This is a genomic window from Testudinibacter crocodili (assembly GCF_006228025.1).
Taxonomy (GTDB): Bacteria; Pseudomonadota; Gammaproteobacteria; order Enterobacterales; family Pasteurellaceae; genus Chelonobacter.
This window is the reverse complement of record NZ_VDHF01000082.1, coordinates 1-24,009: the sequence shown is the minus strand read 5'-3', so window position 1 is coordinate 24,009 and position 24,009 is coordinate 1. Positions and strand designations below refer to the sequence as shown.

Annotated in this window: 27 protein-coding genes; 14 read left to right on the top strand and 13 right to left on the bottom strand. The window is 44.9% G+C overall.

The features are described 5' to 3' along the window. Positions 1–3: 3 nt before the first annotated feature. A complete protein-coding gene (locus tag FHQ23_RS09345) occupies positions 4–861 on the bottom strand; it encodes a fructosamine kinase family protein (protein ID WP_139614086.1) in 858 nt (285 codons plus the stop codon). Between the two features lie 170 nt (positions 862–1,031). On the opposite strand from FHQ23_RS09345, the gene FHQ23_RS09340 reads away from it, so the two are divergent. Next, positions 1,032–2,969 (top strand): ABC transporter ATP-binding protein, encoded by a 1,938-nt coding sequence (locus FHQ23_RS09340; RefSeq protein WP_139614085.1) that lies wholly within the window; start codon positions 1,032–1,034, stop codon positions 2,967–2,969. 122 nt (positions 2,970–3,091) lie between these two features. Here FHQ23_RS09340 and suhB read toward each other — a convergent pair whose 3' ends face one another. Further along, positions 3,092–3,895, bottom strand: coding sequence for an inositol-1-monophosphatase (suhB, locus tag FHQ23_RS09335; RefSeq protein WP_139614084.1), 804 nt, complete (start codon positions 3,893–3,895; stop codon positions 3,092–3,094). Positions 3,896–4,073: 178 nt separating this feature from the next. On the opposite strand from suhB, the gene FHQ23_RS09330 reads away from it, so the two are divergent. From FHQ23_RS09330 to iscX, 11 genes are all read left to right on the top strand, one after another. After that, on the top strand, positions 4,074–4,352 hold the full coding sequence (locus tag FHQ23_RS09330) for a damage-inducible protein J (RefSeq protein ID WP_139614083.1): 279 nt from the start codon (positions 4,074–4,076) through the stop codon (positions 4,350–4,352). A gap of 2 nt (positions 4,353–4,354) precedes the next feature. Further along, positions 4,355–4,648: a type II toxin-antitoxin system RelE/ParE family toxin gene (locus FHQ23_RS09325; protein ID WP_267963676.1), complete on the top strand. Its 294-nt coding sequence runs from the start codon at positions 4,355–4,357 to the stop codon at positions 4,646–4,648. A 1-nt stretch (position 4,649) separates the two neighbouring features. Further along, positions 4,650–5,390, top strand: coding sequence for a tRNA (cytosine(32)/uridine(32)-2'-O)-methyltransferase TrmJ (gene trmJ / locus FHQ23_RS09320; RefSeq protein WP_139614081.1), 741 nt, complete (start codon positions 4,650–4,652; stop codon positions 5,388–5,390). Positions 5,391–5,505: 115 nt separating this feature from the next. Beyond that, entirely contained in the window at positions 5,506–5,982 is a 477-nt protein-coding gene (iscR, locus tag FHQ23_RS09315) for a Fe-S cluster assembly transcriptional regulator IscR (RefSeq protein ID WP_139614080.1), read from the top strand. Between the two features lie 36 nt (positions 5,983–6,018). Next, on the top strand, positions 6,019–7,233 hold the full coding sequence (locus FHQ23_RS09310) for an IscS subfamily cysteine desulfurase (RefSeq protein ID WP_139614079.1): 1,215 nt from the start codon (positions 6,019–6,021) through the stop codon (positions 7,231–7,233). A 25-nt stretch (positions 7,234–7,258) separates the two neighbouring features. Beyond that, positions 7,259–7,642, top strand: coding sequence for a Fe-S cluster assembly scaffold IscU (iscU, locus tag FHQ23_RS09305; protein WP_132966642.1), 384 nt, complete (start codon positions 7,259–7,261; stop codon positions 7,640–7,642). Between the two features lie 79 nt (positions 7,643–7,721). Continuing rightward, positions 7,722–8,045: an iron-sulfur cluster assembly protein IscA gene (iscA, locus tag FHQ23_RS09300; protein WP_132966640.1), complete on the top strand. Its 324-nt coding sequence runs from the start codon at positions 7,722–7,724 to the stop codon at positions 8,043–8,045. A 27-nt stretch (positions 8,046–8,072) separates the two neighbouring features. After that, positions 8,073–8,588, top strand: a complete 516-nt coding sequence (gene hscB, locus FHQ23_RS09295) for a Fe-S protein assembly co-chaperone HscB (protein ID WP_139611379.1) — start codon at positions 8,073–8,075, stop codon at positions 8,586–8,588. 116 nt (positions 8,589–8,704) lie between these two features. Continuing rightward, positions 8,705–10,561, top strand: a complete 1,857-nt coding sequence (gene hscA, locus FHQ23_RS09290) for a Fe-S protein assembly chaperone HscA (RefSeq protein ID WP_139614078.1) — start codon at positions 8,705–8,707, stop codon at positions 10,559–10,561. 21 nt (positions 10,562–10,582) lie between these two features. After that, positions 10,583–10,921 carry an ISC system 2Fe-2S type ferredoxin gene (gene fdx, locus FHQ23_RS09285; protein WP_132966634.1) on the top strand — a complete coding sequence of 113 codons (339 nt, stop codon included), beginning with the start codon at positions 10,583–10,585 and terminating at the stop codon, positions 10,919–10,921. 19 nt (positions 10,922–10,940) lie between these two features. Then, a complete protein-coding gene (iscX, locus tag FHQ23_RS09280; RefSeq protein ID WP_132966632.1) occupies positions 10,941–11,138 on the top strand; it encodes a Fe-S cluster assembly protein IscX in 198 nt (65 codons plus the stop codon). 79 nt (positions 11,139–11,217) lie between these two features. On the opposite strand, the gene FHQ23_RS09275 is transcribed toward iscX, so the two are convergent. Both FHQ23_RS09275 and FHQ23_RS09270 read right to left on the bottom strand, forming a co-directional pair. Further along, entirely contained in the window at positions 11,218–12,258 is a 1,041-nt protein-coding gene (locus FHQ23_RS09275; RefSeq protein ID WP_139614077.1) for a Gfo/Idh/MocA family oxidoreductase, read from the bottom strand. 11 nt (positions 12,259–12,269) lie between these two features. After that, positions 12,270–13,667 carry an MATE family efflux transporter gene (locus FHQ23_RS09270; protein WP_139614076.1) on the bottom strand — a complete coding sequence of 466 codons (1,398 nt, stop codon included), beginning with the start codon at positions 13,665–13,667 and terminating at the stop codon, positions 12,270–12,272. A gap of 80 nt (positions 13,668–13,747) precedes the next feature. On the opposite strand from FHQ23_RS09270, the gene FHQ23_RS09265 reads away from it, so the two are divergent. Further along, entirely contained in the window at positions 13,748–14,356 is a 609-nt protein-coding gene (locus tag FHQ23_RS09265; protein WP_139614075.1) for a riboflavin synthase subunit alpha, read from the top strand. Between the two features lie 46 nt (positions 14,357–14,402). Here the strand turns inward: FHQ23_RS09265 and nth are convergent, their stop codons facing one another. The 9 genes from nth to FHQ23_RS09220 all read right to left on the bottom strand — a co-directional run bounded on the left by nth (position 14,403) and on the right by FHQ23_RS09220 (position 22,638). Continuing rightward, entirely contained in the window at positions 14,403–15,038 is a 636-nt protein-coding gene (nth, locus tag FHQ23_RS09260) for an endonuclease III (protein ID WP_132966542.1), read from the bottom strand. Positions 15,039–15,046: 8 nt separating this feature from the next. Then, positions 15,047–15,751, bottom strand: coding sequence for an electron transport complex subunit E (locus FHQ23_RS09255; RefSeq protein ID WP_139614074.1), 705 nt, complete (start codon positions 15,749–15,751; stop codon positions 15,047–15,049). An 11-nt stretch (positions 15,752–15,762) separates the two neighbouring features. Further along, the gene (gene rsxG, locus FHQ23_RS09250; protein ID WP_139614073.1) at positions 15,763–16,383 is read right to left on the bottom strand and encodes an electron transport complex subunit RsxG; all 621 of its coding nucleotides are present in this window, start codon (positions 16,381–16,383) and stop codon (positions 15,763–15,765) included. A 9-nt stretch (positions 16,384–16,392) separates the two neighbouring features. After that, the gene (gene rsxD, locus FHQ23_RS09245) at positions 16,393–17,472 is read right to left on the bottom strand and encodes an electron transport complex subunit RsxD (protein ID WP_139614072.1); all 1,080 of its coding nucleotides are present in this window, start codon (positions 17,470–17,472) and stop codon (positions 16,393–16,395) included. An 8-nt stretch (positions 17,473–17,480) separates the two neighbouring features. Next, the gene (gene rsxC / locus FHQ23_RS09240) at positions 17,481–19,583 is read right to left on the bottom strand and encodes an electron transport complex subunit RsxC (RefSeq protein WP_139614071.1); all 2,103 of its coding nucleotides are present in this window, start codon (positions 19,581–19,583) and stop codon (positions 17,481–17,483) included. Next, the gene (gene rsxB, locus FHQ23_RS09235) at positions 19,576–20,205 is read right to left on the bottom strand and encodes an electron transport complex subunit RsxB (RefSeq protein WP_139614070.1); all 630 of its coding nucleotides are present in this window, start codon (positions 20,203–20,205) and stop codon (positions 19,576–19,578) included. The genes rsxC and rsxB overlap by 8 nt, the downstream gene beginning before the upstream one ends. Further along, on the bottom strand, positions 20,205–20,786 hold the full coding sequence (rsxA, locus tag FHQ23_RS09230) for an electron transport complex subunit RsxA (RefSeq protein ID WP_139614069.1): 582 nt from the start codon (positions 20,784–20,786) through the stop codon (positions 20,205–20,207). Before rsxA ends, rsxB begins: the two co-directional genes overlap by 1 nt. Positions 20,787–20,864: 78 nt before the next feature. Beyond that, a complete protein-coding gene (locus FHQ23_RS09225) occupies positions 20,865–21,530 on the bottom strand; it encodes a SanA/YdcF family protein (RefSeq protein ID WP_139614098.1) in 666 nt (221 codons plus the stop codon). 232 nt (positions 21,531–21,762) lie between these two features. Further along, positions 21,763–22,638, bottom strand: coding sequence for a DMT family transporter (locus FHQ23_RS09220; RefSeq protein ID WP_267963675.1), 876 nt, complete (start codon positions 22,636–22,638; stop codon positions 21,763–21,765). Positions 22,639–22,846: 208 nt separating this feature from the next. Here FHQ23_RS09220 and metX point away from each other — a divergent pair, with 208 nt between their 5' ends. Further along, positions 22,847–23,935, top strand: a complete 1,089-nt coding sequence (gene metX, locus FHQ23_RS09215; protein WP_139614068.1) for a homoserine O-acetyltransferase MetX — start codon at positions 22,847–22,849, stop codon at positions 23,933–23,935. Positions 23,936–24,009: the final 74 nt, after the last annotated feature.

Below are 24,009 nucleotides of genomic sequence, written 5' to 3'. Positions count from 1 at the left end.
TGTCTATCCTATTAATCTGATAATTTCATCGGCTTGTTGAATATACTGTCCACGGAAACGATGGCTGAAATTGAGTAAATAATAGAGTTGATACAGGGTTTTGCGTTGCTGGTAGCCTTTATCAATAGGATTGATGCTGTTATATGCTTGATAGAATTCAGGCGACAGATCATCAAAGAGATCGGCTAACGCCAAATCACATTCGGCATCGCCCCAATAGCAAGCCGGATCGTAAAGTACAATTTCATTGCCACAAATGCCCATATTGTTATGGTAGAACGCCCCGTGCAACAGTGCGGGTGTTGGTTGATATTTTGCCAGATGAAAACTGACCGATGAGATAATATCCTCAAAATTTCCAAAGTGGATATTTTTTTCTTTACATAACTGAAGCTGCCAGCCGATTCGGTTTTCACTGAAAAAAGTTGACCAGTTTTTCGCCCATGAATTCGGTTGATAAACCGGTCCGAGCCAAGTGTCGTAATCAAAACCGTAACGTTGATTGCCGCCACTGGTATGCAGCGTAGCGAGCTGTGCCGCAAGTTCTGCCATTTTCTCAGGTGGAATCGGTTGCAAATCGAGGGATTCCATTAAAATAAAACTGACATTTTCGGCACAACCCAATGCGTAAACACGAGGCACACGCACAATACCGCTCTTTGCCAAGAGCTCCAGTTGATCCGCTTCGGCACGAAACATCGAACGATAGGATTTATCATTGATTTTGACAAATACCGGAATATTGCCGTCATCAATGATCCAAGATTGGTGCATTTCCCCCCCTGCCACCGGGGTTTTGGATTTAATTGTGTAGTAAGAACCGAACTGATCGGCCAAAAGCTGCGAAATGGCTTTCCACATAATTTAACTCCTTCTAAAGCGGCTTGAGTTGCTATCTTAATCGGAACAGGTTGATTTTACTGTGATTTGGGTCAAACTTTAGCATTGTCGGTATAAAAGCCGCCATAAAACTGCTAAAATCGCCAATAATTTTGTTTAAAGTTTGTTTGTTGACGGATTAAGGATTCATTTTGGCATTATTAAATTTAACTCAGGCTTACCTCTCATTTAGTGATCACCCATTATTGGATCACGCTGATTTGCACATTGAAGCCGGCGAAAGGGTCTGTCTGGTTGGGCGCAATGGTGCCGGCAAATCGACATTGATGAAAATTCTTGCCGGTGAAACCGCACTTGATGACGGCACGTTGCAGTTGGAAAGCGGTGTAGTCGTGTCACGTTTGGAGCAAGATCCGCCACGCCATGTTGAAGATAACGTGTTTGATTATGTGGCGGAAGGTATTGCTGATTTGGCGGATTTATTGAAACACTATCACCATCTGTCGCATGAATTGACCATCAATTATTCCGACGAGCTGATGCAGCAATTGGCGGAAGTGCAGCATCAGTTGGATCACGGCAACGGTTGGCAAGTAGAAAGCCGAATTCAAGATGTATTGCGCTGTTTGGATTTGAATCCGGACACCTTGCTGTCGGAGCTGTCCGGTGGCTGGCAGCGCAAAGCGGCATTGGCGCGCGCATTGGTCAGCAATCCGACGATTTTACTATTGGATGAACCGACTAACCATTTGGACATTGAGGCAATTGATTGGCTGGAAGCGTTTTTACTGGAGTTTTCCGGCAGCATTATTTTTATTTCTCATGACCGCTCTTTTATCCGCAAAATGGCAACTCGAATTGTGGATTTGGATCGCGGTAAACTGGTTTCTTATCCAGGCAATTACGATCTGTATTTAACCACCAAAGAAGAGAATCTGCGGGTCGAAGAATTACAAAATGATCTGTTCGATAAAAAGTTGGCACAAGAGGAAGTCTGGATTCGGCAAGGGATCAAAGCCCGACGCACACGTAACGAAGGGCGCGTGCGAGCGTTAAAAGCACTGCGCGAAGAGCGTCGCCAGCGGCGTGAAGTGTTGGGAACAGCCAAAATTCAAGTGGATAGCGCAATTCGCTCTGGCAAAATTGTATTTGAAATGGAAGCATTAGGCTATCAAATTGAAGATAAAGTGCTGTTGAAAAATTTCAGCGACAACATTATGCGTGGCGATAAAATTGCCTTAGTCGGGCCGAACGGCTGCGGCAAAACCACGTTTATCAAACTGCTGTTGCAGCAATTGACCCCGACTAGCGGCAAAGTGCGGTCGGGTACCAAACTGGAGATTGCCTACTTTGATCAGTATCGTGCCGATCTCGATCCGGAAAAAAGCGTGATGGACAACGTAGCAGATGGCAAACAAGATGTGGAAATCAACGGGCATAAACGCCATGTTTTAGGTTATTTGCAAGACTTCCTATTTCCGCCAAAACGGGCGATGAGCCCGGTGAAGGCGTTGTCTGGTGGCGAGCGCAACCGCCTGTTGTTGGCAAAATTGTTGCTGAAACCGAATAACCTCTTAATTCTTGACGAACCGACCAATGACTTAGATGTGGAAACCTTAGAGTTATTGGAAGATATTTTAAGCGACTATCAAGGCACCTTGATTATTGTTAGCCATGATCGTCAGTTTATCGACAATACCGCCACCGAATGTTACTTTTTTGAGGGTAACGGCGTTTTAAACCACTATGTCGGCGGCTACAGCGATGCTAAACAACAGCAACAAAACTATTTTGAAAGCGTGCAACAAAATGCCACTGCGGCACAGGCAAAAACACAAAGCACGCTTCAGCCAACCGAAGACAAAAAAGCAAAAGCCAAACTGCCGGAGCGTAAAACCAAACTTAGTTTTAAAGAACAGCGGGAATTAGAGCAGCTGCCACAACTACTAGAACAATTGGAAGCGGAAATCGAAAGCTTACAAACTGAAGTCAGCAGCGGTGATTTTTTCCAAAAAGATCATCAATATACCGCAGACACTTTACAACGACTTGCCGATAAAGAACAACAATTGGAACAGAGTTTGCTGCGTTGGGAAGCGTTGGAAAATATGAGTAGCGGTAATGCGTAAAGCCACGACCGCACTTTTCATCAAATTTTGCTCAAATGATCTAAAAGTGCGGTATTGGGATTGAATTTTCCTTAATAAAAAAGGCGATTGAAGGAATCGCCTTTGAAATGCCTATGACAGTATTATTTTTTCAGTTCATCGCTTAAGTGCGGTTGCAGTTTGGTCAAAATCGCTTTGGCAATGCGTGGCGCAGCGGCAACCATATTACCCGATTTCAAATAGTTATGCCCACCGATAAAGTCACTGACGATCCCACCGGCTTCACGCACGATCAAATCACCGGCGGCGCAGTCCCAAGGTTTCAACCCAATTTCAAAATAGCCATCGACACGGTTGGCAGCAACATAGGCTAAATCCAATGCGGCAGAACCAGAACGACGGAAATCTGCGACGTTTTCCAGCAAAGATTGCATAATATTGAGCTGAGTTGGCATATGGTGTTTAGCTTTAAACGGGAAACCGGTTGCCAGAACGGTGCCGTCAAGCTCACGCTTGTTTTCCACCCGCAGACGGGTTTCATTTAATTTTGCTCCTTCGCCACGTACTGCAGTAAACAGTTCGTTACGAATCGGATCATAAACGACGCCGACTTCGGTACGGCCATTTTCACGGATAGCAATCGAAACAGAAAAGTGCGGAAAGGATTTGATAAAGTTGGTGGTGCCATCCAGCGGATCGATAATCCATTGTACATTTTTGTTCTCGCCTTCAATCACCCCAGTCTCTTCGGTAATGATGGTGTGTTCAGGATAAGATTTTTTGATCACCTCGATAATCGCTTGCTCAGCTTCTTTATCAATATTGGTGACGTAGTCATTAGCACGTTTGGTTGTTGTTTCAAGGCTGTCGGGACGCTCATAACCTTTGGCAATCACATTGCCTGCTTTTCGTGCAGCACGAATAGCGATATTTAACATTGGATTCATAATTCCACCGGATTTTAAAGAACAAATAGAAGAAAATTTATTTTGTCATGACAAAACAAAAACTGAACGGATTATAAAGAATTGTGACGGAAATTGCGAGGTAAATTTGCTTTTGTTTCTCACTGTATATTCAGATATAATCGACAACACAAATGACACCATAAATTAGGGGGAAAGAATGGAAACGATCCATTTTCGAATTGATGCGCAAACAAAGCAATTGGCAATGCAAGCGGCTAAAAGACAGCAGACAGATTTGACTAAGTTAATGCGTGAAAGGGCAGAACAGCTGGCAGCAGAAGAGCTGGAATACCAGACCAATACGCATGCTTATTGGCTTGAAACCCAAATAAATGAAGCTATTCAGCGTTATGAAAGCCAACAAACACATTTATTTGATGCCGATCAGAGTCAGCAAAAAATGCAACAATTACGTCGTCAACTAACTGAGGAATAGTCGTGAAGCTATTTTGGGAAGCACAGGCACAGCAAGATCGAGAACAGATTTTCCATTATTTTTTTGAACATGCAGGTTTGGCTTTAGCCGATCAGGTAGATGCAAAGTTTGAAGAGATGGCGCAGCTATTACAGCAAAATCCTCAACTTGGCAAAAAAGTGAAAGAGGCTTCCAGCCGCTACCGCAAGCTGATTGTACCGCACTTTCCATTTATTCTGATTTATGTGTTAGAAAAGGAAAGCCTGATTATTTTAAGAGTGCTGCATTGCGCTCGCAAACTGGCGAGTAATTATTAAAATGAAAATTGAGTTAAAAAATATCCGAATTGTACTCGTAGAAACGTCACACACTGGCAATATCGGCTCGGCGGCGCGGGCGATGAAGACGATGGGGTTGTCGTCGCTGTATTTAGTCGCACCAAAAACATTACCCGATGAGCAGGCAATAGCACTGTCGGCAGGTGCCAATGATATTGTTGAAAGTGCGGTAGTCGTGGAAAACTTTAATCAAGCAGTGGCGGATTGTTCGTTGGTGATCGGCACCAGCGCACGCAGTCGGCATTTGGCGATTCCGCAAATTGATCCGCGTGGTTGTGGTGAGCGAGCCGTGCAATATGCCGAACAAGGTGGCAAAGTGGCAATCGTTTTTGGGCGTGAACGGGTTGGATTGACGAACGAGGAGCTGCTAAAGTGCGGTTTTCATTTGAACATTCCCGCTAATCCGGATTATGCCTCATTGAACTTAGCGATGGCGGTGCAATTAGTCAGTTATGAAATTCGTATGGCGATGTTAGGCTGTCGACAACCAGTGTCAACCGCACTTGCCACGGAGGTTAACGAAAAGCCGACACAGCAGGAGCTTGACTATTTCTTTAAACAAACCGAACAGCTCTATCGTCAGTTGAATTTTATTCAAAACAGTGCTGTGATGCCGAAATTGCGTGGTCTGTATGCCCGTGCTGATCTGCGCAAAAATGAGTTGAATATTTTGCAAGGAATGCTGGCGGCAGTAAAGAAAAGTGTGGTTGGCAGCCAATGAAGAAATGGTGAATGCTACGATAGATGAAAACATACGAAAATAGTCGGGTTTAAAGTTGACTAAAATAGTCTGGTATGAAAGAATCAGCTCATAACATAATGATTGAGGATAGGCTATGAAATTGACATCTAAAGGGCGTTACGCGGTGACGGCAATGTTGGATATTGCGCTCCATTCACAACGTGGCGAAATCGAAATGCCGATTACGCTGGCTGAAATTTCAGATCGTCAACAAATTTCACTTTCCTATTTAGAACAGTTATTTGCAAAATTGCGCCGTTATGGTCTGGTCAAGAGTGTGCGTGGGCCGGGCGGCGGTTATTTATTGGGGATGCCGATTGATAAAATTGCGATCGGCATGATCATCGCCGCGGTGAATGAAAACATTACGGCGACAAAATGTAAAGGCAAAGGAAACTGTCAGGGCGGAATCACTTGTTTGACACACTCGTTGTGGGAGCAGTTGAGTGAGGAGATCGAGGATTTTCTGAACGGCATTACGATTGCCGATTTAGTGAATAAGCAGAATCAACGTAGTGCGTTAAAAAAACATTTGGATCAACAACCATTTCAAGTCGTCAGTCGTACTTAAAGTGCGGTTGATAGTGTTAATTTTTCAGGAGTGAAAATGAAATTACCAATTTATTTGGATTATGCGGCAACTTGCCCGGCAGACGAGCGAGTCGCTAAAAAAATGATGGAATTTATGACCTATGAAGGGATTTTCGGTAACCCGGCTTCCCGTTCGCACCGTTTTGGCTGGCAGGCTGAAGAGGCGGTGGATATTGCACGTAATCAAGTTGCAGATTTGATTGGTGCAGATTCAAGAGAGATCGTATTTACTTCCGGTGCGACTGAATCCGATAATTTGGCGATCAAAGGGGCCGCGCACTTTTACCAAACTAAAGGTAAACACATCATCACGTGTAAAACCGAACATAAAGCGGTGTTGGATACCTGTCGTCAGTTGGAACGTGAAGGATTTGAAGTCACGTATCTAGAGCCAGAAGCCGATGGTTTGGTCGATTTGGCAAAACTGGAAGCCGCAATGCGTGACGATACTATTTTGGTGTCGATTATGCATGTGAATAATGAAATCGGTGTGATTCAAGATATCGAAAAAATCGGCGATTTGTGCCGTGCGAAGAAAGTGTTATTCCACACCGATGCGACGCAAAGTGTCGGCAAAGTGGAGATTGATTTAAGCAAATTGAATGTAGATTTGATGTCGTTTTCCGGTCATAAACTCTATGGACCGAAAGGCATCGGCGGTTTGTATGTACGCCGTAAACCACGGGTGCGGATTGAAGCGATGATCCACGGTGGGGGTCATGAGCGCGGGATGCGTTCAGGCACATTGCCGGTACATCAAATTGTGGGGATGGGTGAAGCCTATCGGATCTGTAAGGAAGAGATGGCGACAGAAATTCCACGGATTAAAGCACTGCGTGACAGACTGTATAACGGTTTGAAAGATATCGAAGAAGTGCATGTCAACGGCTCATTGGAACAGCGTGTTGCTGGCAATTTGAACATCAGTTTCAACTATGTTGAAGGCGAGTCGTTGATGATGTCGCTGAGTGATTTAGCGGTCTCTTCCGGTTCTGCTTGTACTTCAGCAAGCCTTGAGCCGTCTTATGTACTGCGTGCCTTAGGCTTGAATGATGAATTGGCGCACAGTTCGATTCGTTTTTCTATCGGACGCTATACCACAGAAGAAGAGGTGGATTACGCCATCGAGTTGGTCAAAAAAGCAGTCAATAAATTGCGTGAACTGTCACCGTTGTGGGATATGTTTAAAGAAGGTGTTGATTTGAATTCAGTACAGTGGACAGCCCACTAATTAAGTAAAGAATAGGAGCAAGAAAATGGCATACAGCGAAAAAGTTATCGATCATTATGAAAATCCGCGTAACGTGGGATCATTTGATAAAAAAGAACAAAACGTCGGAAGTGGTATGGTCGGTGCGCCAGCTTGTGGCGATGTGATGCAGTTGCAGATCAAAGTCAGCGATAACGGCATTATCGAAGATGCACGTTTTAAAACCTACGGTTGTGGTTCGGCGATTGCCTCCAGCTCATTGATCACGGAGTGGGTGAAGGGGAAATCATTGGACGAAGCCGGTTCGATTAAAAACAGCCAAATCGCCGAAGAGTTGGAATTGCCACCGGTGAAAGTTCACTGTTCAATTCTGGCAGAAGATGCGATCAAAGCTGCAATTGCTGATTATAAAGCTAAAAATAATAAATAATACGACTCCCTACTTGGTGTTGTGCCAAGTAGGGTTTTCCATTTCAGAGTCATCTTTAGTAGTAGAATAAGGAAATGATATGGGTGTCAATTTAACTGAAAGTGCTGCCAATCGTGTACGGACATTTTTGCAAAACCGTGGCAAAGGGGTTGGTTTGCGTTTAGGGGTGAAAACATCGGGCTGTTCCGGTTTGGCTTATGTGTTGGAATTTGTCGATACGCTGAATGAAGACGATCAGGTGTTTGAACAACACGGCGTAAAAGTGATTATCGACAGTAAAAGCTTGGTCTATCTTAAAGGTACGCAATTGGATTTTGTAAAAGAGGGGCTGAACGAAGGCTTCAAATTTAATAATCCGAATAAAAAAGATGAATGTGGCTGTGGTGAGAGCTTTACGGTATAAAGTGCGGTTAATCGATCAGGAAACAGAATGCAAAACCCATTTGAACTTTTTAATCTAGCCGTTGAATTTAATCTCGATACCGCACTTTTATCTCAGCGTTATTTAAGCTTGCAAAAAGCTTATCACCCAGATAATTTTGCGACCTCCTCCAGTGCAGAACAATTGAAAGCAGTGCAGTATGCCGCTGAGATTAATGACGCTTACCAAGTGCTGAAAAATCCGATTCGTCGTGCCGAAGCGATTTTACAACTGAATTGGACACAGCCACTCAATCCGGAAGAGACGGTGAAAGACAGCGAATTTTTGTTGCAACAATTGATGTTGCGTGAAGCTCTGGAAGCAGCAGCTTGTAGTTGTGACGAAGATGAGATTGCGACCTTGCGCGATAAAGCTGAAGTCTTACGCCGACAACAATTACAGGCGATTGAAACAGCGATTCGGCAAAAAGGATGGGCGCAACTAAAACAGCAGATAGACCGTTTGAAATTTATTGAAAAACTGTTGTTGGAAGTAGAACAAATCGAAGATCGCTTATACGGCTAATGCTATACTAGCGGCTGTTTATAATACGAATAAGCGAACCTATGCCATACTAAAACCGCACTTCGCTTATTAGTTTTTTACTTTTACTCTTATTCTGATAAAAACGGAAATATAACATGGCATTACTTCAAATTGCCGAACCCGGGCAAACTGCTGCGCCACATCAACACCGTTTGGCGGTGGGGATCGATTTAGGTACGACCAACTCGTTATTGGCGACCGTGCGTAATGGTGCTAGCGAAATTTTAGCCGATGTGGACGGCAATGTTTTGATTCCTTCGGTCGTCAATTATGCGCTGGATAAACCGTTGGTTGGCTGTGCTGCCTTAACAAGGGCGGTTAGCGAACCGCAACAAACCGTAATTTCGGTTAAACGTTTGATCGGGCGTAGTTTAGTCGATGTACAACAACGTTATCCCAATTTGCCGTATCACTTTCAAGCGAGCGAAAACGGCTTGCCATTAATTGAAACCGCACAAGGCAATTTTAGTCCGGTACAAATTTCAGCCGATATTCTGAAAAAACTCAATCATCTGGCGGAGGCCCGTTTAGGCGGTGAACTGTCGGGTGCGGTGATTACCGTACCAGCATATTTTGATGATGCCCAACGGCAGTCGACCAAAGATGCGGCACGTTTAGCCGGTCTGCAAGTATTGCGCCTGCTGAATGAACCGACCGCAGCGGCGATTGCTTACGGTTTAGATTCCGGACAAGAAGGGGTGATTGCCGTCTATGATTTAGGGGGCGGCACTTTTGATATTTCTATTTTGCGGCTATCAAAAGGCGTGTTTGAAGTGCTTGCCACCGGTGGTGATACCGCACTTGGCGGTGATGATTTCGATCACCTACTTGCCGCTTGGATTGAACAACAATCGGGTATTGTTGCGACCAATAACATTGAACGCCGCCAGCTATTGGAAACAGCGATTGCGACTAAAGTACAATTAAGTGCAGAAAGTGCGGTCAAGGTGCAGTTTAAAACATGGCAGGGCGAAATCAGTCGCACCCAGTTTGATCAACTGATTCAACCGTTGGTGAAACGCTCGCTAATGGCGTGCCGTCGTGCGTTGAAAGATGCACAGGTCGGCCAAGAGGACGTATTGCAAGTGGTGATGGTCGGTGGCTCAACCCGTGTTCCGGTAATCCGTGAACAAGTGGGTGAATTTTTCGGTAAAACGCCGTTGACTTCAATTGATCCGGATAAAGTGGTGGCGTTAGGCGCAGCGATTCAAGCCGATATTTTGGTGGGTAATAAAACAGACGCCGATATGTTGTTGCTTGACGTGACACCGTTGTCATTGGGAATAGAAACCATGGGCGGTCTGGTGGAAAAAATCATTCCGCGCAACACCACTATTCCGGCCGCACGCGCACAAGAGTTCACCACTTTCAAAGATGGGCAAACCGCAATGACGGTGCACATCGTGCAAGGCGAACGGGAAATGGTGGCGGATTGCCGCTCGCTTGCCCGTTTCACCTTGCGTGGTATTCCACCGATGGTGGCTGGGGCGGCGCATATTCGGGTGACTTATCAGGTTGATGCCGATGGTTTACTCAGTGTGACTGCGATGGAAAAATCCACCAAGGTGCAGTCATCAATTCAGGTGAAACCGTCTTATGGTTTAAGTGAAAATGAAATCAGAGAGATGATTCATGCCTCGATCGAAAATGCTGAACTGGATATTGAAGCGCGCCGTTTGACGGAACAGCGTGTTGAAGCGAGCCGTGTGATCGAGGGCGTAGAAGAAGCTCTAAAGCAAGATCAACGCTTATTGTCTGCCGAAGAATTGGCGCAAATTGAAGCGCAAATCGACAAATTGCGACAACAGCTTGAACAACAAGACAGCGAGTTGATCAAGCAGGGAATTAAACAACTTGATATCGTGACCCGTGATTTTGCCGCTCGCCGAATGAATCAATCGGTGCGTAGCGTCCTGCAAGGTCACAGTATCGATGAACTTGAAAACAATTAATTATTAAAAAGGATTTAAGAAATGCCAAAGTTAATTTTTCTTCCTCATGAAAGCTTATGCCCGGAAGGAATGGTAGTAGAAGCCGAACGTGGCGAAAGCATTTTGGATGCTGCATTAAATGCGGGGATTGAAATTGAACATGCCTGTGAAAAATCATGTGCCTGTACCACTTGCCATGTGGTGGTGCGTGAAGGTTTTGACTCGTTAAATGAAAGTAGCGATCTGGAAGAGGATATGCTGGATAAAGCTTGGGGTTTGGAAATCGAAAGCCGTTTAAGTTGTCAAGCAGTGGTCGGCAATCAGGACTTAGTGATCGACATTCCACGCTACACCATCAATCACGCCAGAGAAGAACATTAATTCTAAAAGGATTTTCAAGATGAAGTGGCAGGATACGCAAGATATTGCATGGGCGCTATCGGAGTTATATCCCGATACTGATCCTAAAACCGTACGTTTTACCGATATGCACGCCTGGATCTGTGATCTAGACGGATTTGATGACGATCCGCAAAAATCTAATGAAAAAATCTTGGAAGCGATCTTATTGCTCTGGCTAGATGAGTTTGATGATTAGTCGCTTGGGCGCACTTACCTGAAGCGCTCGCCATTTTGAATAGGTTGGGGGTAGACCAACCTATTTTTCAGCTTAATTTTTAAACCGTAACTACTTTGCGTAACGCCGCACTTTCAAAGCATTTTTCCAGTAATGTCATCACTTTTGTTGCTTGTGCTATGGTGACGATCAGCGGGGCATTGGCGGTAATGGCGGCGTAGATATTGTCATAATAGGCAGCATAGCTCATGGAGGGGGATTCGATTTTGCCACGAAAGTGGATACCGTTGAGATCGGTGTTGAGTATACCCCAATCGGCTTCATCTTCCAGATTCCAGTTGCCGCGCGGTTCGATGCCTTGCGCTAGTCTGGATTCTTGAATGTCCATAGTTTGTTTGAGATACGAGCCGTGACGACCATGTAGAGCGAGATGTGGTGCTTTTTCGCGGACATATTTACTGGCGGTCAGTTCCACTTTTAATTGTGGGTAATATAGATAAATTTGGAAGTTATCATCGCTCAATGCTCCCTCGTGCTGATAGCGAATATCGGCAAACAGTGCTTGCGGCATACCGAAAGTATCCACCGCATGATCCAATAAATGTACCCCTAAATCATAGACTAAGCCAATGCCTTTTTCGCCGGTTTCTTTCCATGCTTTCGGATTTTTGTTGGCGCTGTAGCGGTCATACCGCACTTGATAGTCCACTATATCGCCAATCAGATTATTGGCGATGATATTTTTAACTGCTTGAAAGCCACTATCCCAGCGGCGGTTTTGGTAAGGTGAGAAGACAATTCCAGCTTCAGTAGCCAGACGACCTAATTCGATTGCTTCATCTGTGGTTACGCTGACCGGCTTTTCTACAATAATATGCTTGCCCGCCTTAATGGCTTGTTTTGCCAACGGATAATGCGTTAAATTCGGGGTGGTGATAATCACCAGATCAATCTCATCGGTTAACAGCTCGGCAAAATCCCGCACCACTTCCACATCAGGAATTTTCTGTTTGGATTTTTCACTGCTGCGTTCAAACACCTTTTTAATGTTAAAACGTGGATCAATCAGCAAAAAAGGGACATGAAAAACTTGAGCTGACATGCCGAAACCGGCAATAGCAACGTTAATGATAGGTTTCATTTTTCCTCCGATTATTTAATTCGTTCTAAATGTGCTAAAAGTGCGGTTGCTGGAATGCGCTGGATTTGGCGTAGACGTAGTAGTAAGAAAACCGATGCAAAGGTCAAGCATAATACAAACCCGATCCAAAAGCCTTGTGCTGCCAAAGGAGTACCAAGCCAGTCGGTTAAACCGCTGATGTAGCCGACCGGCATACCGATTACCCAATAGCACAGTAATGAGATTATCAAAATCGCTTTGGTGTCTTTATAGGCACGCAGCGCACCGCCGGCGATCACTTGGATACTGTCGGGAATTTGATAAGCCGCAGCAAACAGTAATAGAAAAGACGCCATCGCAATAACCTCTTGATCACTGACAAAAATCTGGGCAATTTGGCTGCGGAACAGCAGGGTTAAAATCGCGGTGGCTGTGGCAACAATCAGCCCTAGGCCAAGTGCGCTGTAGCTGACCTGTTTCGCACCTTCGACATTTTGTTCTCCTAAGCGCTGCCCGACTAAAATGGTGGTTGCCATTGAAATTGAGAGTGGCAACATAAAGACAAATGAACTGGTTTGCAGGGTGATTTGGTGGCTGGCAACCACATTGGCGCCCAGTGGCGCAATCAACAGTGAAACAATGGTAAACAAAGTGACTTCGGCGCATAACGTCAGCGCAATCGGCACGCCTAAATTGAGTAGTTTACGCAGCGTCAACCAGTCGGGTTTTTCTAAAAGTTGCGGGAACAATTTCAAGTCTTTTTGATTTTTTGCACGGTAGCAGTAGATCAAAATCATCAACATCATCAGCCAATTGACAAGTGCGGTAGCGATTCCGCAACCTACCGCACCAAATGCCGGTAGCCCTAGTTTACCGTAAATAAAAATATAATTCAGTGGAATATTCAGCAACAAACCGATAAAGCCGATCACCATTGCCGGCTTGGTTTTTGCCAAGCCATCATTTAAACCGCGAAAGTTGATCATCAACAAATACGGCACGATTCCGAATGCCATCGCCTGTAAATATTGGCTGGATATTGTCGCTAAGCGTGGTTCCATTCCCATAAAATCAACAATAACATAGCTGTTATAGATTAAAGCAAACAATGGCATGCTGATCAATAGTACGATCCAGATGCCTTGCCGTACTTGATGAGCAATCCGTTTGCGTTGTCCTGAACCGTTGAGATAAGCGATAGTTGGAGGCAGCGCCAGCAACAATCCATGCCCGAACAGCACCAACGGAAACCAGATGGAAGCACCGATCGAAATGGCTGCCATGTCAGCTGCACTGACACGCCCTGCCATAATCGTATCGATCATCCCCATCGAACTTTGCGCAATTTGTGCGATCAAAATCGGTAAGGCGATTTTAATTAATTGTCGCATTTCTATACGGTGTTGACCGTTTGCAGTGAACTTTAGCATAAATAAATTCTGCCTAATTTAGGAAAAAGATTTATAATCTGAGTGTTAATTTGAATAATAAATAACTCAAGAGAGCAAATATGTTTACAGGCATTATACAGGGTAAAGCCCGAATTGAATCAATTGAAACAAAAAAAGATTTTCAAACCCATATCATCAAAATGCCATCGGATTTATTGGACGGGTTGAAATTGGGGGCTTCAGTAGCACATAACGGGGTATGTTTGACCGTGACCAGAATTGACGGCGATTTATTGAGCTTTGACCTGATGCAGGAGACTTTGCGGATCACCAATCTGGGGGATTTGCAACCGGGAGACGAAATTAATATCGAGCGTGCGATGAAAATCGGTGATGAAATCGGTGGGCATATGCTCTCCGGTCATGTGTATAGCATGGCGCTCATCGAGCGGATTATCGAAACAGAGAACAACTATCAAATTTGGTTTCAACTGCAACAACCACAGCTGATTAAATATATTCTGACCAAAGGTTATGTCGCCATTGATGGCATCAGTTTGACCATTGGTGCGGTGGCAGAGAGCCGTTTTTGTGTCAACTTGATTCCGGAAACGTTGCAACGAACCATTATTGGACAGAAAAAAATTGGTGACAAAGTCAATATCGAAATCGACTCGCAAACTCAGGCAGTTGTGGATACGGTAGAGCGCTATTTAGACAGAAAGTAGCTGTGGTTTATATTCAAAGTGCGGTCAGACCGCACTTTTATCGGTGTCAATATTCCGTTTTGTCTTTGAATTCACACAAATCTTCGATAATACAGGCGCCACAGCGCGGTTTGCGGGCGATGCAGGTATAGCGCCCGTGCAGAATCAGCCAATGGTGCACGTCAACTTTGAATTCTTTTGGTACGACTTTTAGCAGTTTTTCTTCTACTTTCACCACGTCTTTGCCGGGGGCAAAGTTGGTGCGGTTTGACACCCGAAAGATATGAGTATCAACAGCAATTGTCGGCCAACCGAAAGCGGTATTCAGCACCACGTTTGCAGTTTTCCGCCCAACACCAGGCAGCGCTTCCAGCGCTTCGCGTGACTCCGGCACTTCGCCGTGGTGCAGATCCAACAGTAAGCGGCAGGTTTTGATCACATTTTCTGCTTTGCTGTTATATAACCCAATGGTTTTAATGTATTCTTTCAAGCCATCCACGCCTAAATCCCAGATCGCTTGTGCAGTGTTAGCAACCGGAAACAGCTTATCAGTGGCTTTGTTGACCCCTTTATCGGTAGCTTGCGCCGAAAGGATCACCGCAATCAACAGCTCGAACGGTGAGCTGAAGTTGAGTTCAGTGGTTGGTTTTGGGTTGGCGTCACGCAGGCGTGTTAGAATTTCAATTCGTTTTTGCTGATTCATACCGCACTTTATCCTTTTTTATTATCGATCAGGTTTTTCAGCGCCAAGATTAAGCCCAAGCCAATAAAAGCACCCGGCGGCAGAATTGCCAACAGAAAGCTGGTATCGACATGTAGAATCTCAAGGCGAAGTGCCTTCGCCCAACTGCCGAACAGTTGATCCAACCCGGCAAATAGCGTGCCACTGCCTAAAATTTCTCGCATTGCGCCCAGTACAAACAGGCTGCATGTCATGCCAAGTCCCATTGAAAAGCCGTCAAACATCGATGGTAATACTGCATTTTTACTGGCAAAGGCTTCGGCGCGCCCGATCACGATACAGTTGGTGACGATCAACGGAATGAAAATTCCCAATGCCAAATATAAGTCATAGACAAAGGCGTTCATTAACAACTGTACGCCGGTGACAGTTGCTGCGATAATCATCACATAAATCGGGATTCGGATTGCGTGCGGAATTGCGCGGCGGCACAGTGAAACGATGGAATTGGTGCAGATTAGCACCAACATGGTTGCCAATCCCAACCCAAGCGCGTGGGTAACACTGTTCGAAACTGCCAACAGCGGGCAAAGACCTAGCAATTGAACTAGGGTCGAATTGTTATCCCACAAGCCCTGACGAAAAATTCCTTGCCAATCAGTGTTGCTAACGACTGGCGTAATATCATGAATTTCAATTTCGCCAAGGCTGTTTTTTACTGTGGTTTCAGACATATTTCTTCCTCTTAATCACAAGCTGGAAATTGTGTTAGCGACGACCGTTTGAAGTCGGTGATAACCGTTAGCGCCGCTTGTTTTACCGCATTGACAACCGCTCTTGGGGTGATAGTGGCACCGGCAAATTGATCAAACTTGCCACCGTCTTTTTTCACTGCCCATTGCTGCTGGTTTTCCAGCGAGAATAGCTGCTGATCAAAACTGTAGATCCAATCGGATTTCTCTGCCTCAATTTTGTCGCCTAAGCCAGGGGTTTCTTTGTGATTTAATACCCGCACACCCAACACCGTTCCGTCAGGGCGGATGCCGAGCAAAATGTCGATCCGCCCGGAATAGCCTTGATTGGTGCTGGCTTTTATTGCATATGCGCTGATTTCGTCCTGTTTACGGGCGATATAAATCGCTTTTAAAAATGGGTAACGCTTTTGATCCGGTACGACACAAGCGTCGATTAAAGCATTATCAAAATAATCAGCCGGAATCACTTGGTTTAGCAGCTGTCGCTGCTGGTTTAACGCTGCGTTTTGAATACGATCACGGGTCAGCAGAAAAACACCGATTGAAAGTGCGGTGCAGAGCAGGGCGACAAATGCCAAAATGACGGCAGATCGAAATGTGGTTTTCAGCATCGCTCGTTCCTATTTGTTTAGGTTATTGACCCGGTAACCGTAAACTCGTGGTCGGGTGTAGTGATCGATTAACGGCACACTGATATTGGCCAGCAAAATCGCAAAGGCGACGGCATCAGGATAGTTGCCATAGTAGCGGATAATATAGATTAAAAAACCCACTAACGCACCAAATACCAGCTTGCCTTTCGGGGTGATTGACGCTGTCACCGGATCGGTGGCGATAAAGAAAGCGCAGAACATAGTGGCTCCGCTCAGTAGTTGTGCTAGCGGGTTTAGTGCGATCTGTGGTGCCAGCAGCCAGTTTGCTGCACTAAGCAGGGTTAAACTGAGTAAAAGTGCGGTCGGAATTTGCCAATGAATAATTTTTTTCCATAGCAATAACAAACCACCGAGCAAAAATGCTAGGTTGAGCTGCCACCAGCCAGTGCCCAGAAAATCGAACCACTGACTGCGGCTGAAAATGGGTGAGCGCAGAATGTTGTTTAGGGATTGTTGATTGTGCAAACCGCTCTTGATTGAATCCAGCGGAGTCGCTTGACTGATACCGTCAATGGTGCCGACCAACTGCAACAAGGAATAACCGTCGCTGCTGATGTCATTGAAAATCAGGCTGATACCATCATTCCAAGTCGGAGGCTCATGTAATAATGTAATCGGCGGCATCCAACTGGTCATTTGCAATGGGAAGGAGATCAATAGCACCACATAACCGACCATCGCCGGGTTAAATGGGTTTTGCCCTAAGCCGCCATACACATGTTTGCCAAGAATCACGGCACAAAAAGTACCGATTAAAATAATCCAGTAAGGGGCGTAGGGCGGAATTGCGACCGCCAAAATTAAGGCCGTTAAAATTACACTGAAATCGGCAACATAAAAGAAAATGGGTTTGCGGCGCAACAGTGTCACCACGAGTTCTAAGCCGTAGGCAAAACTGGCTGCCAATACGATTTGAATCAGCACGCCTACGCCAAAATAATACCACTGCACAGCAATCGCAGGCAGCATCGCAGCAATCACCCACAACATAAAACGGGCAGTTAAATTGCTGGAGTGAGTATGCGGGGAACTGGTCATTTTAAACATATTTTTCCCTATAATTTGTCAATATTGCTGATAGCACTATTTTGTTGCGCCGCTTTTTTGGCTTTGGCTCGGGCAATGGCGGCGGCAACTGCTGCTTTGCGTGGGTCATCGGTTTCGGTGACCGCACTTGGCTTAGCTTCTGCGCTATTTGAGGTTGGATCTACCGGTTGAGTGGCGGCTTTTTTGGCTTTGGCTCGGGCAATCGCGGCGGCAACAGCGGCTTTGCGTGGGTCATCACTTTCACTGACCGCACTTGGCTTATTCTCTTCGTTGTTTGAAGTTGGACTTAGCGATGGAGTGGCAGCTTTTTTAGCTTTGGCTCGGGCAATAGCGGCGGTAACAGCGGCAGATTTTGGTTGTGTTTCATTGCGTTTTGTATCATTCGTTGGCTCATCATGCTGGTCGCTAATCGCACTTTCAGGTCTAGCGAGTTGCGCTTGTTCTCTAGCCTGACGTAGCGCTTTGCGTTGTGCGATCAAAGCACGATTGTCCGGTACAATTTCCCCATTGTCGCTGATAATAGGTTGTGGTGTCGAATGATTTTGGGCTTCAGCATCGGCTTGTGCGGCTTTTTTAGCTTTCAAACGTTCAAGAGCGGCTTTGACCGGATCTTGCCCTTTTTGCTGCGCAATCTCTTGACGGCGTTTTTCTGCCGCCTGCTGTGCCCGCAATTCGCGCTGCTGTTTCTCTTTCAACAAGCGTGCTTCACGCTGTTCAAACCGCACTTTGGCTTCTTCCGCTAAGCGTTCTTTATGTTTAATCTCAGCTATCTTGGCTTTTTCCTGACGGAAATATTGAATCAGTGGAATATTGCTCGGACAAACATAAGCGCATACGCCGCATTCAATACAGGAGCTGAGGTCATATTGCTCAGATTTTTCATGATCTTCACTGCGTGCAAACCAATATAATTGCTGTGGCAGTAGTTGTACCGGACAGGCATCAGAACAGCTGGAACAACGGATACAGCTCTGTTCCGGCGGTGGTGGCGCATATTCGAAATGATCCGGTGCAATCAGGCAGTTGGTCATTTTGGTGACCGGTGCTTGTGGATTTGGTAGAATATAGCCCATCATCGGACCACCAACAAAAATTGGTAGACGAGAATCTGACTGATAATTCACCTGTTCGAGCAAGGCGGCAATCGGCGTTCCTAAACGAACCCAGTAATTGCGTGGTTGTGGGATTTTATCACCCGTTAAGGTCACGACCCGTTCAATTAATGGCTCGTCATCGAGCACCGCTCTTTTAATCGCAAAAGCAGTGCCGACATTATGCATTAAAATCCCTAATGAAGAAGAACGGGCATTTTTTGGCACTTCCAATCCAGTTAAAATTTGAATCAGCTGTTTGGACGCTCCAGAGGGATAAATCGTCGGAATCACCCGCAAATCGATATCATTTGCGCCTTGTAAGGCGTGCTTCACCGCTTGAATCGCTGCGGGTTTATTGTCTTCAATCGCGAAAATCACCTTTTCTGGACGGGTCAGATAGCGCAGAATACGGATACCTTCCAGCATTTCAGCGGTATAATCTTGCATCAGACGATCATCACAGGTGATATAAGGTTCACATTCAGCACCGTTGATAATCAACAATTTAATGCCGCTGGTGACATGACGGATTTTATTGGCACTGGGAAAAACCGCACCGCCAAGACCAGCGATGCCGGCTTGATAAATACGGGTGAGCAGCTGCTCAGCGCTGAAGGTCATAAAATCATCAGGCAAAGTGCGGTCACGCCACTGATCGGCACCGTCGGCTTCCAAGACTAAAATGGGTTCGGACAAGCCCGATGGGTGGTTGGCGGGATAGTTGCCAATATCAATAATTTTCCCGGATGTTGGTGCATGAACCGGCAGTTTGCTGAAGTGTTGGCTGTGGGTCAGCGCTTGTCCTTTCAGCACCTTGTCCCCGATATTGACGAGCAGTTCCGCTGCTTCGCCGACATGCTGTTTCAGCGGAATATAAAAGCGTTCACCGCACTGTTCGCCGTAGGCAATTCGTCCAATCTTTTTCTGATTGGATTGGGATTTCATCTCGGCTGGATGAATACCGCCGGGGAATTGCCAGAGGCGATTAGCATTGATGCGTTCAATAATATCAGTCATGCCGCACTCCAACGCTGTTGTGAGCAGTAATCGTGTTTTTTTGATTGATATTCAAGATTGGAATCACCAGTTTTGGATCAAATTTCCAGTTCCAGTGGTCGATGTCAGTTTTGATCGGTTCCATGGTAATACAATCGGTTGGACAAGGCGCAACACATAATTCGCAGCCGGTGCAGAGATCGGCAATAACAGTGTGCAGCGTTTTGTTTGCGCCGATAATGGCATCGACCGGACAGGCTTGAATGCATTTGGTACAGCCAATGCACATATCTTCATGGATAAAAGCGACTTTGACTTCAGGCGCACCTTCATCAAAATCGGTTTTTGGCACCTCAACGCCCAGCATATCAGCCAGTTGTACCACCAGCGGTTGTCCACCGGGTACACATTTAGTGATGATGTCGCCGTTGGCAATTGCTTCAGCATAAGGTCGGCAGCCGGGGTAACCGCATTGTCCGCATTGACTTTGTGGCAAAATAGCATCAATTTGATCGACAATTGGATCACTTTCTACTTTCAGTTTAATCGATGAAAAACCGAGTACTGCGCCAAAAATTAAGGCGAGAAAAGCAATAATGATCAGCACCCAGTGAAGTGCGGTTAATTGACTGAAGAGTTCCATCAGTTCGGCACCAGTCCAGTGAAACCCAAAAATGCCAGCGACATCAGTCCTGCGGTGATCAGTGCAATCGAAGCACCACGAAATGGTGTTGGCACGTCAGCGGCGCTCAAGCGTTCACGCAGTGCCGCAAATAGCACCAACACTAATGAAAAACCTAAGGCGGCACTGAAACCATACAATACTGACTGCACTAAGTTATGCGCAAGATTGATATTCAGCAATGCCACGCCGAGCACCGCACAGTTGGTGGTAATCAATGGCAAAAAGATACCGAGCAGTCGATAAAGTGCCGGGCTGGTTTTGTGGATCACCATTTCGGTAAATTGGACAACGACAGCGATGACTAAAATAAAGACTAAAGTGCGTAAAAATTCAGCGCTTAGCGGCAGCAAAATATAACGATCAATCAAATACGAGCAAAGGGAGGCAACCGTCAACACAAATGTTGTTGCCAGTCCCATACCGATTGCAGTTTCAATTTTTTTTGATACGCCCATAAACGGACAGAGTCCTAAAAATTTGATTAGGACAAAGTTGTTGACAAGTGCGGTACCAATCATTAATAAAAGGTAATCAATCATAATATTTCAACTGAAAAAAACAGAGCGATATTATCCCCGTTTCTCTAATGAAGAACAATACTTAAAACAGATTAAATTCTAGCCTTCTAACATCAGAGGCGGCGGTAGTGGCTCGGATTCTCCCAAAAAATAAGGGCCTTTTTCGGTTAACAGATCCCAGATCATGTAAAGACGTGCGAAAAATTCGCGTACTCTGACGCTGTAATGACCGCTTGGATATTCCGCCACATAGCAAATAGCATCGATATTGTAGTATTGGGCGATAAATAAGGCCCGTTCACAGTGGAATTTTTGTGAAACAATAGTGATGGAATTGGCGTGGAAAATGGTTTTGGCGCGGATCACTGAATCCAGGGTACGAAAACCGGCAAAATCCAAATACATAAACTCACTGTTAACGCCAAGTTTGCGCAGATCATAAAACATGTTGCGTGGCTCGTTGTATTGTGGAGTGCGATTATCTCCACTCAACAATAAATAATCCACTTTATTGTTTTTTATCAATTGCTGTGCAGCCAGTAATCGGTTGTAATAAAACAAGTTAAGTGAATTATCGCTAAAATAGCGTGAGGTTCCCAACACTAGCGCATAAGGGCGGTGCGGTACGGCGTTTATGTCATCATAGATATTTTTTCGCACATAAAAGCCGATCAATTGATCAGTCAATAACACCAGAATAGCAAAAAATGAGAGAAAAAAGGCTACATATTTTAAAACGGGTGATAAAAACCGACAGATGCCCATACAACGGTGTCCATGGGGGGACAGCGTTGTCGACGGAGGTGTTGAGTTTTTTTTCAATAGCATATAAATTGCTCACCCTTATGTGTTTTTATCGTTAGGACACGAGAATGACAGCCATTTCAGGATAATTGCCAGCTTATATCGGATTCTACTTAAGCATATCATTTGAAAAGTAAAAACCGTTTCGATTATTTTAGCAAGATTGCGCAGCCAGCGCCAAGACAAAATTAGTTTACCGCTTGCGATGGCCGCTTTCTTGGTAAGTAATGTATAAAATTGAAAAAATAATCAGGGCGGCACCCAGCCACAAGCGTCCCGGCGGTTGTGCTTGAAAAATAAGCCAGCCCGCCAATACATTTAGTGGTAATTTCAAAAAATCAAAGGGCTGCAAATAGGCAGCGTCTGCTAAATTATAGGCTTTTGCGATTGCCAATTGTGCGATCGCAGTTAAGAATCCCAATAAAATCAAATAGCCTAGTTGCATAATATCCGGCGAAGTGAATTGTGAAGATTGTAATACACTGAGTAAATTAAACGGCGTTATCAGAATGAACAGGTATACCACAATGGTAGTTGGTGATTCGGATGAGGACAGTTTTTTGACCATTAAAGAATAAATGGCCCAGCAAAGTGCGGCAGCAAGTGGCAAAAGTGCAACTGGGTTAAAATCTTCAGACCATGGTTTTAAGATAATCATCGCACCACAGAAGCCGAACAAGGTTGCGGTGATTCGGCTAAAACCAACTTTTTCTTTTAAAAATAGTGCGGCGCCCAAGGTCGCAAACAGCGGTGAAGTCATAATCAAGGCGATGCCTTGCCAAATTGGAATCGGGTAAATTAATGCACTGATCCAGCATTGAATTCCAATAACGGAAATACCGACTCGCAGAATATGTAGCCACGGATGCTGAGTTTTTAGGGGTTTTAAGCCGGCTTTGAATAGACTAGGTGCTAAAAATAGCAGTGCAAAAAGGTATTGATACAGCGCAACAGAAGCGGAGTCGATGGTACTATTCGCCCCTAGAATTTGAGTTAAGGTATTGATGACGGCAAACACAAATCCGGCAAGAATCATTGCCAGTGCGCCTTTAACGGGATGATGTAGCATAATCGTTGCGGTTAGGAAAGAGTACAGCAAGCATACCGATAAGTGACAAAAAATCAAGTGGCAGCGGTAGACGATAAACGGCAAAATATAGATGGATATAAATCTAGATGTTTAGATGGCTAAAATTGCTTGACAAGTATTTTATGGATCGGTAATTTATGCAAAAACTCAAACAAAATAACCAAAATACAGTGATCTTAAGGTAGTTATGGCGGTCAAATCAGCTCGGCTCTTCACGGATAATTCGCTCAATTTGCTTTTGGGTGGGCAGCTCAAACATATTGATATTGCATATCAAACCTATGGGCGCTTAAATGCGGAGAAAAGTAATGCGATTTTGATTTGTCATGCATTAACCGGCGATGCTGAGCCATACATTGAGCCACAGCAAACAGATGGTGAACAGAAAGGCTGGTGGCAGAATTTTATGGGCGCAGGACTGGCACTCGATACGGATCGCTATTTTTTTATCTGCTCCAACGTGCTCGGTGGCTGCAAAGGCAGCACCGGCCCTTCTTCTATTAATCCTTCGACAAATAAGCCGTATGGCAGCCAATTTCCAGCGATCACCATCCAGGATATTGTAAAAGTTGAAAAAGCATTATTAGATGAATTGCAAATACCGCACTTACATGCGGTGATTGGTGGCTCGTTCGGCGGTATGCAGGCGACCCAATGGGCGGTAGATTATCCGGATAGGGTGGCAAGGGTGGTTAATCTATGTTCATCTTTATATTTCAGTGCTGAAGCTATTGGTTTTAACCATGTAATGCGCCAAGCAATTGTTGCAGATCCTCATTTCAATAATGGTGATTATTATGCGGACAAGGCACCGGAGCAAGGACTGGCGGTTGCCAGAATGTTAGGTATGCTGACCTATCGCACCGATATTCAATTGAATAAAGCCTTTGGACGAGCACAGAAACAGTCGCCCGATTATTTCGGTGATTATTTTCAAGTGGAATCTTATCTGAGTTATCAAGGCAAAAAATTTCTTGATCGTTTTGATGCCAACAGTTACTTACACTTAACTCGCGCACTCGATTTATATGATCCAGCGATGAACTACAATAACGATATCAAAAAAGCACTTAGCAGAATCAAGGCACGTTATACCTTGGTGGCAGTGGCAAATGATCAATTATTTAAAGCACCAGATATGCATAAAAGTAAACAATTGTTGCAAGAAACGGGTGTCCAGTTGGATTATCATGAATTCTACTCCGATTTTGGACATGATGCATTTTTGGTCGAATACGAGCTTTTTGAATCGATGATTCGTAAAGGAATATTATAAAAGTTATTATAAAAGTTATAATAAAATATCAGAGTGGTCTTAACGATAACTAATAATATTTTGCAACTCAAGGT

Bases quoted from the DNA above. Each gene is read 5' to 3' on its own strand.
- FHQ23_RS09345 (WP_139614086.1), bottom strand. From the start codon at position 861: ATGTGGAAAGCCATTTCGCAGCTTTTGGCCGATCAGTTCGGTTCTTAC.
- suhB (WP_139614084.1), bottom strand. From the start codon at position 3,895: ATGAATCCAATGTTAAATATCGCTATTCGTGCTGCACGAAAAGCAGGC.
- FHQ23_RS09330 (WP_139614083.1), top strand. From the start codon at position 4,074: ATGGAAACGATCCATTTTCGAATTGATGCGCAAACAAAGCAATTGGCA.
- trmJ (WP_139614081.1), top strand. From the start codon at position 4,650: ATGAAAATTGAGTTAAAAAATATCCGAATTGTACTCGTAGAAACGTCA.
- iscR (WP_139614080.1), top strand. From the start codon at position 5,506: ATGAAATTGACATCTAAAGGGCGTTACGCGGTGACGGCAATGTTGGAT.
- FHQ23_RS09310 (WP_139614079.1), top strand. From the start codon at position 6,019: ATGAAATTACCAATTTATTTGGATTATGCGGCAACTTGCCCGGCAGAC.
- iscU (WP_132966642.1), top strand. From the start codon at position 7,259: ATGGCATACAGCGAAAAAGTTATCGATCATTATGAAAATCCGCGTAAC.
- iscA (WP_132966640.1), top strand. From the start codon at position 7,722: ATGGGTGTCAATTTAACTGAAAGTGCTGCCAATCGTGTACGGACATTT.
- hscB (WP_139611379.1), top strand. From the start codon at position 8,073: ATGCAAAACCCATTTGAACTTTTTAATCTAGCCGTTGAATTTAATCTC.
- hscA (WP_139614078.1), top strand. From the start codon at position 8,705: ATGGCATTACTTCAAATTGCCGAACCCGGGCAAACTGCTGCGCCACAT.
- fdx (WP_132966634.1), top strand. From the start codon at position 10,583: ATGCCAAAGTTAATTTTTCTTCCTCATGAAAGCTTATGCCCGGAAGGA.
- iscX (WP_132966632.1), top strand. From the start codon at position 10,941: ATGAAGTGGCAGGATACGCAAGATATTGCATGGGCGCTATCGGAGTTA.
- FHQ23_RS09275 (WP_139614077.1), bottom strand. From the start codon at position 12,258: ATGAAACCTATCATTAACGTTGCTATTGCCGGTTTCGGCATGTCAGCT.
- FHQ23_RS09270 (WP_139614076.1), bottom strand. From the start codon at position 13,667: ATGCTAAAGTTCACTGCAAACGGTCAACACCGTATAGAAATGCGACAA.
- FHQ23_RS09265 (WP_139614075.1), top strand. From the start codon at position 13,748: ATGTTTACAGGCATTATACAGGGTAAAGCCCGAATTGAATCAATTGAA.
- nth (WP_132966542.1), bottom strand. From the start codon at position 15,038: ATGAATCAGCAAAAACGAATTGAAATTCTAACACGCCTGCGTGACGCC.
- FHQ23_RS09255 (WP_139614074.1), bottom strand. From the start codon at position 15,751: ATGTCTGAAACCACAGTAAAAAACAGCCTTGGCGAAATTGAAATTCAT.
- rsxG (WP_139614073.1), bottom strand. From the start codon at position 16,383: ATGCTGAAAACCACATTTCGATCTGCCGTCATTTTGGCATTTGTCGCC.
- rsxD (WP_139614072.1), bottom strand. From the start codon at position 17,472: ATGTTTAAAATGACCAGTTCCCCGCATACTCACTCCAGCAATTTAACT.
- rsxC (WP_139614071.1), bottom strand. From the start codon at position 19,583: ATGACTGATATTATTGAACGCATCAATGCTAATCGCCTCTGGCAATTC.
- rsxB (WP_139614070.1), bottom strand. From the start codon at position 20,205: ATGGAACTCTTCAGTCAATTAACCGCACTTCACTGGGTGCTGATCATT.
- rsxA (WP_139614069.1), bottom strand. From the start codon at position 20,786: ATGATTGATTACCTTTTATTAATGATTGGTACCGCACTTGTCAACAAC.
- FHQ23_RS09225 (WP_139614098.1), bottom strand. From the start codon at position 21,530: ATGGGCATCTGTCGGTTTTTATCACCCGTTTTAAAATATGTAGCCTTT.
- FHQ23_RS09220 (WP_267963675.1), bottom strand. From the start codon at position 22,638: ATGCTACATCATCCCGTTAAAGGCGCACTGGCAATGATTCTTGCCGGA.
- metX (WP_139614068.1), top strand. From the start codon at position 22,847: ATGGCGGTCAAATCAGCTCGGCTCTTCACGGATAATTCGCTCAATTTG.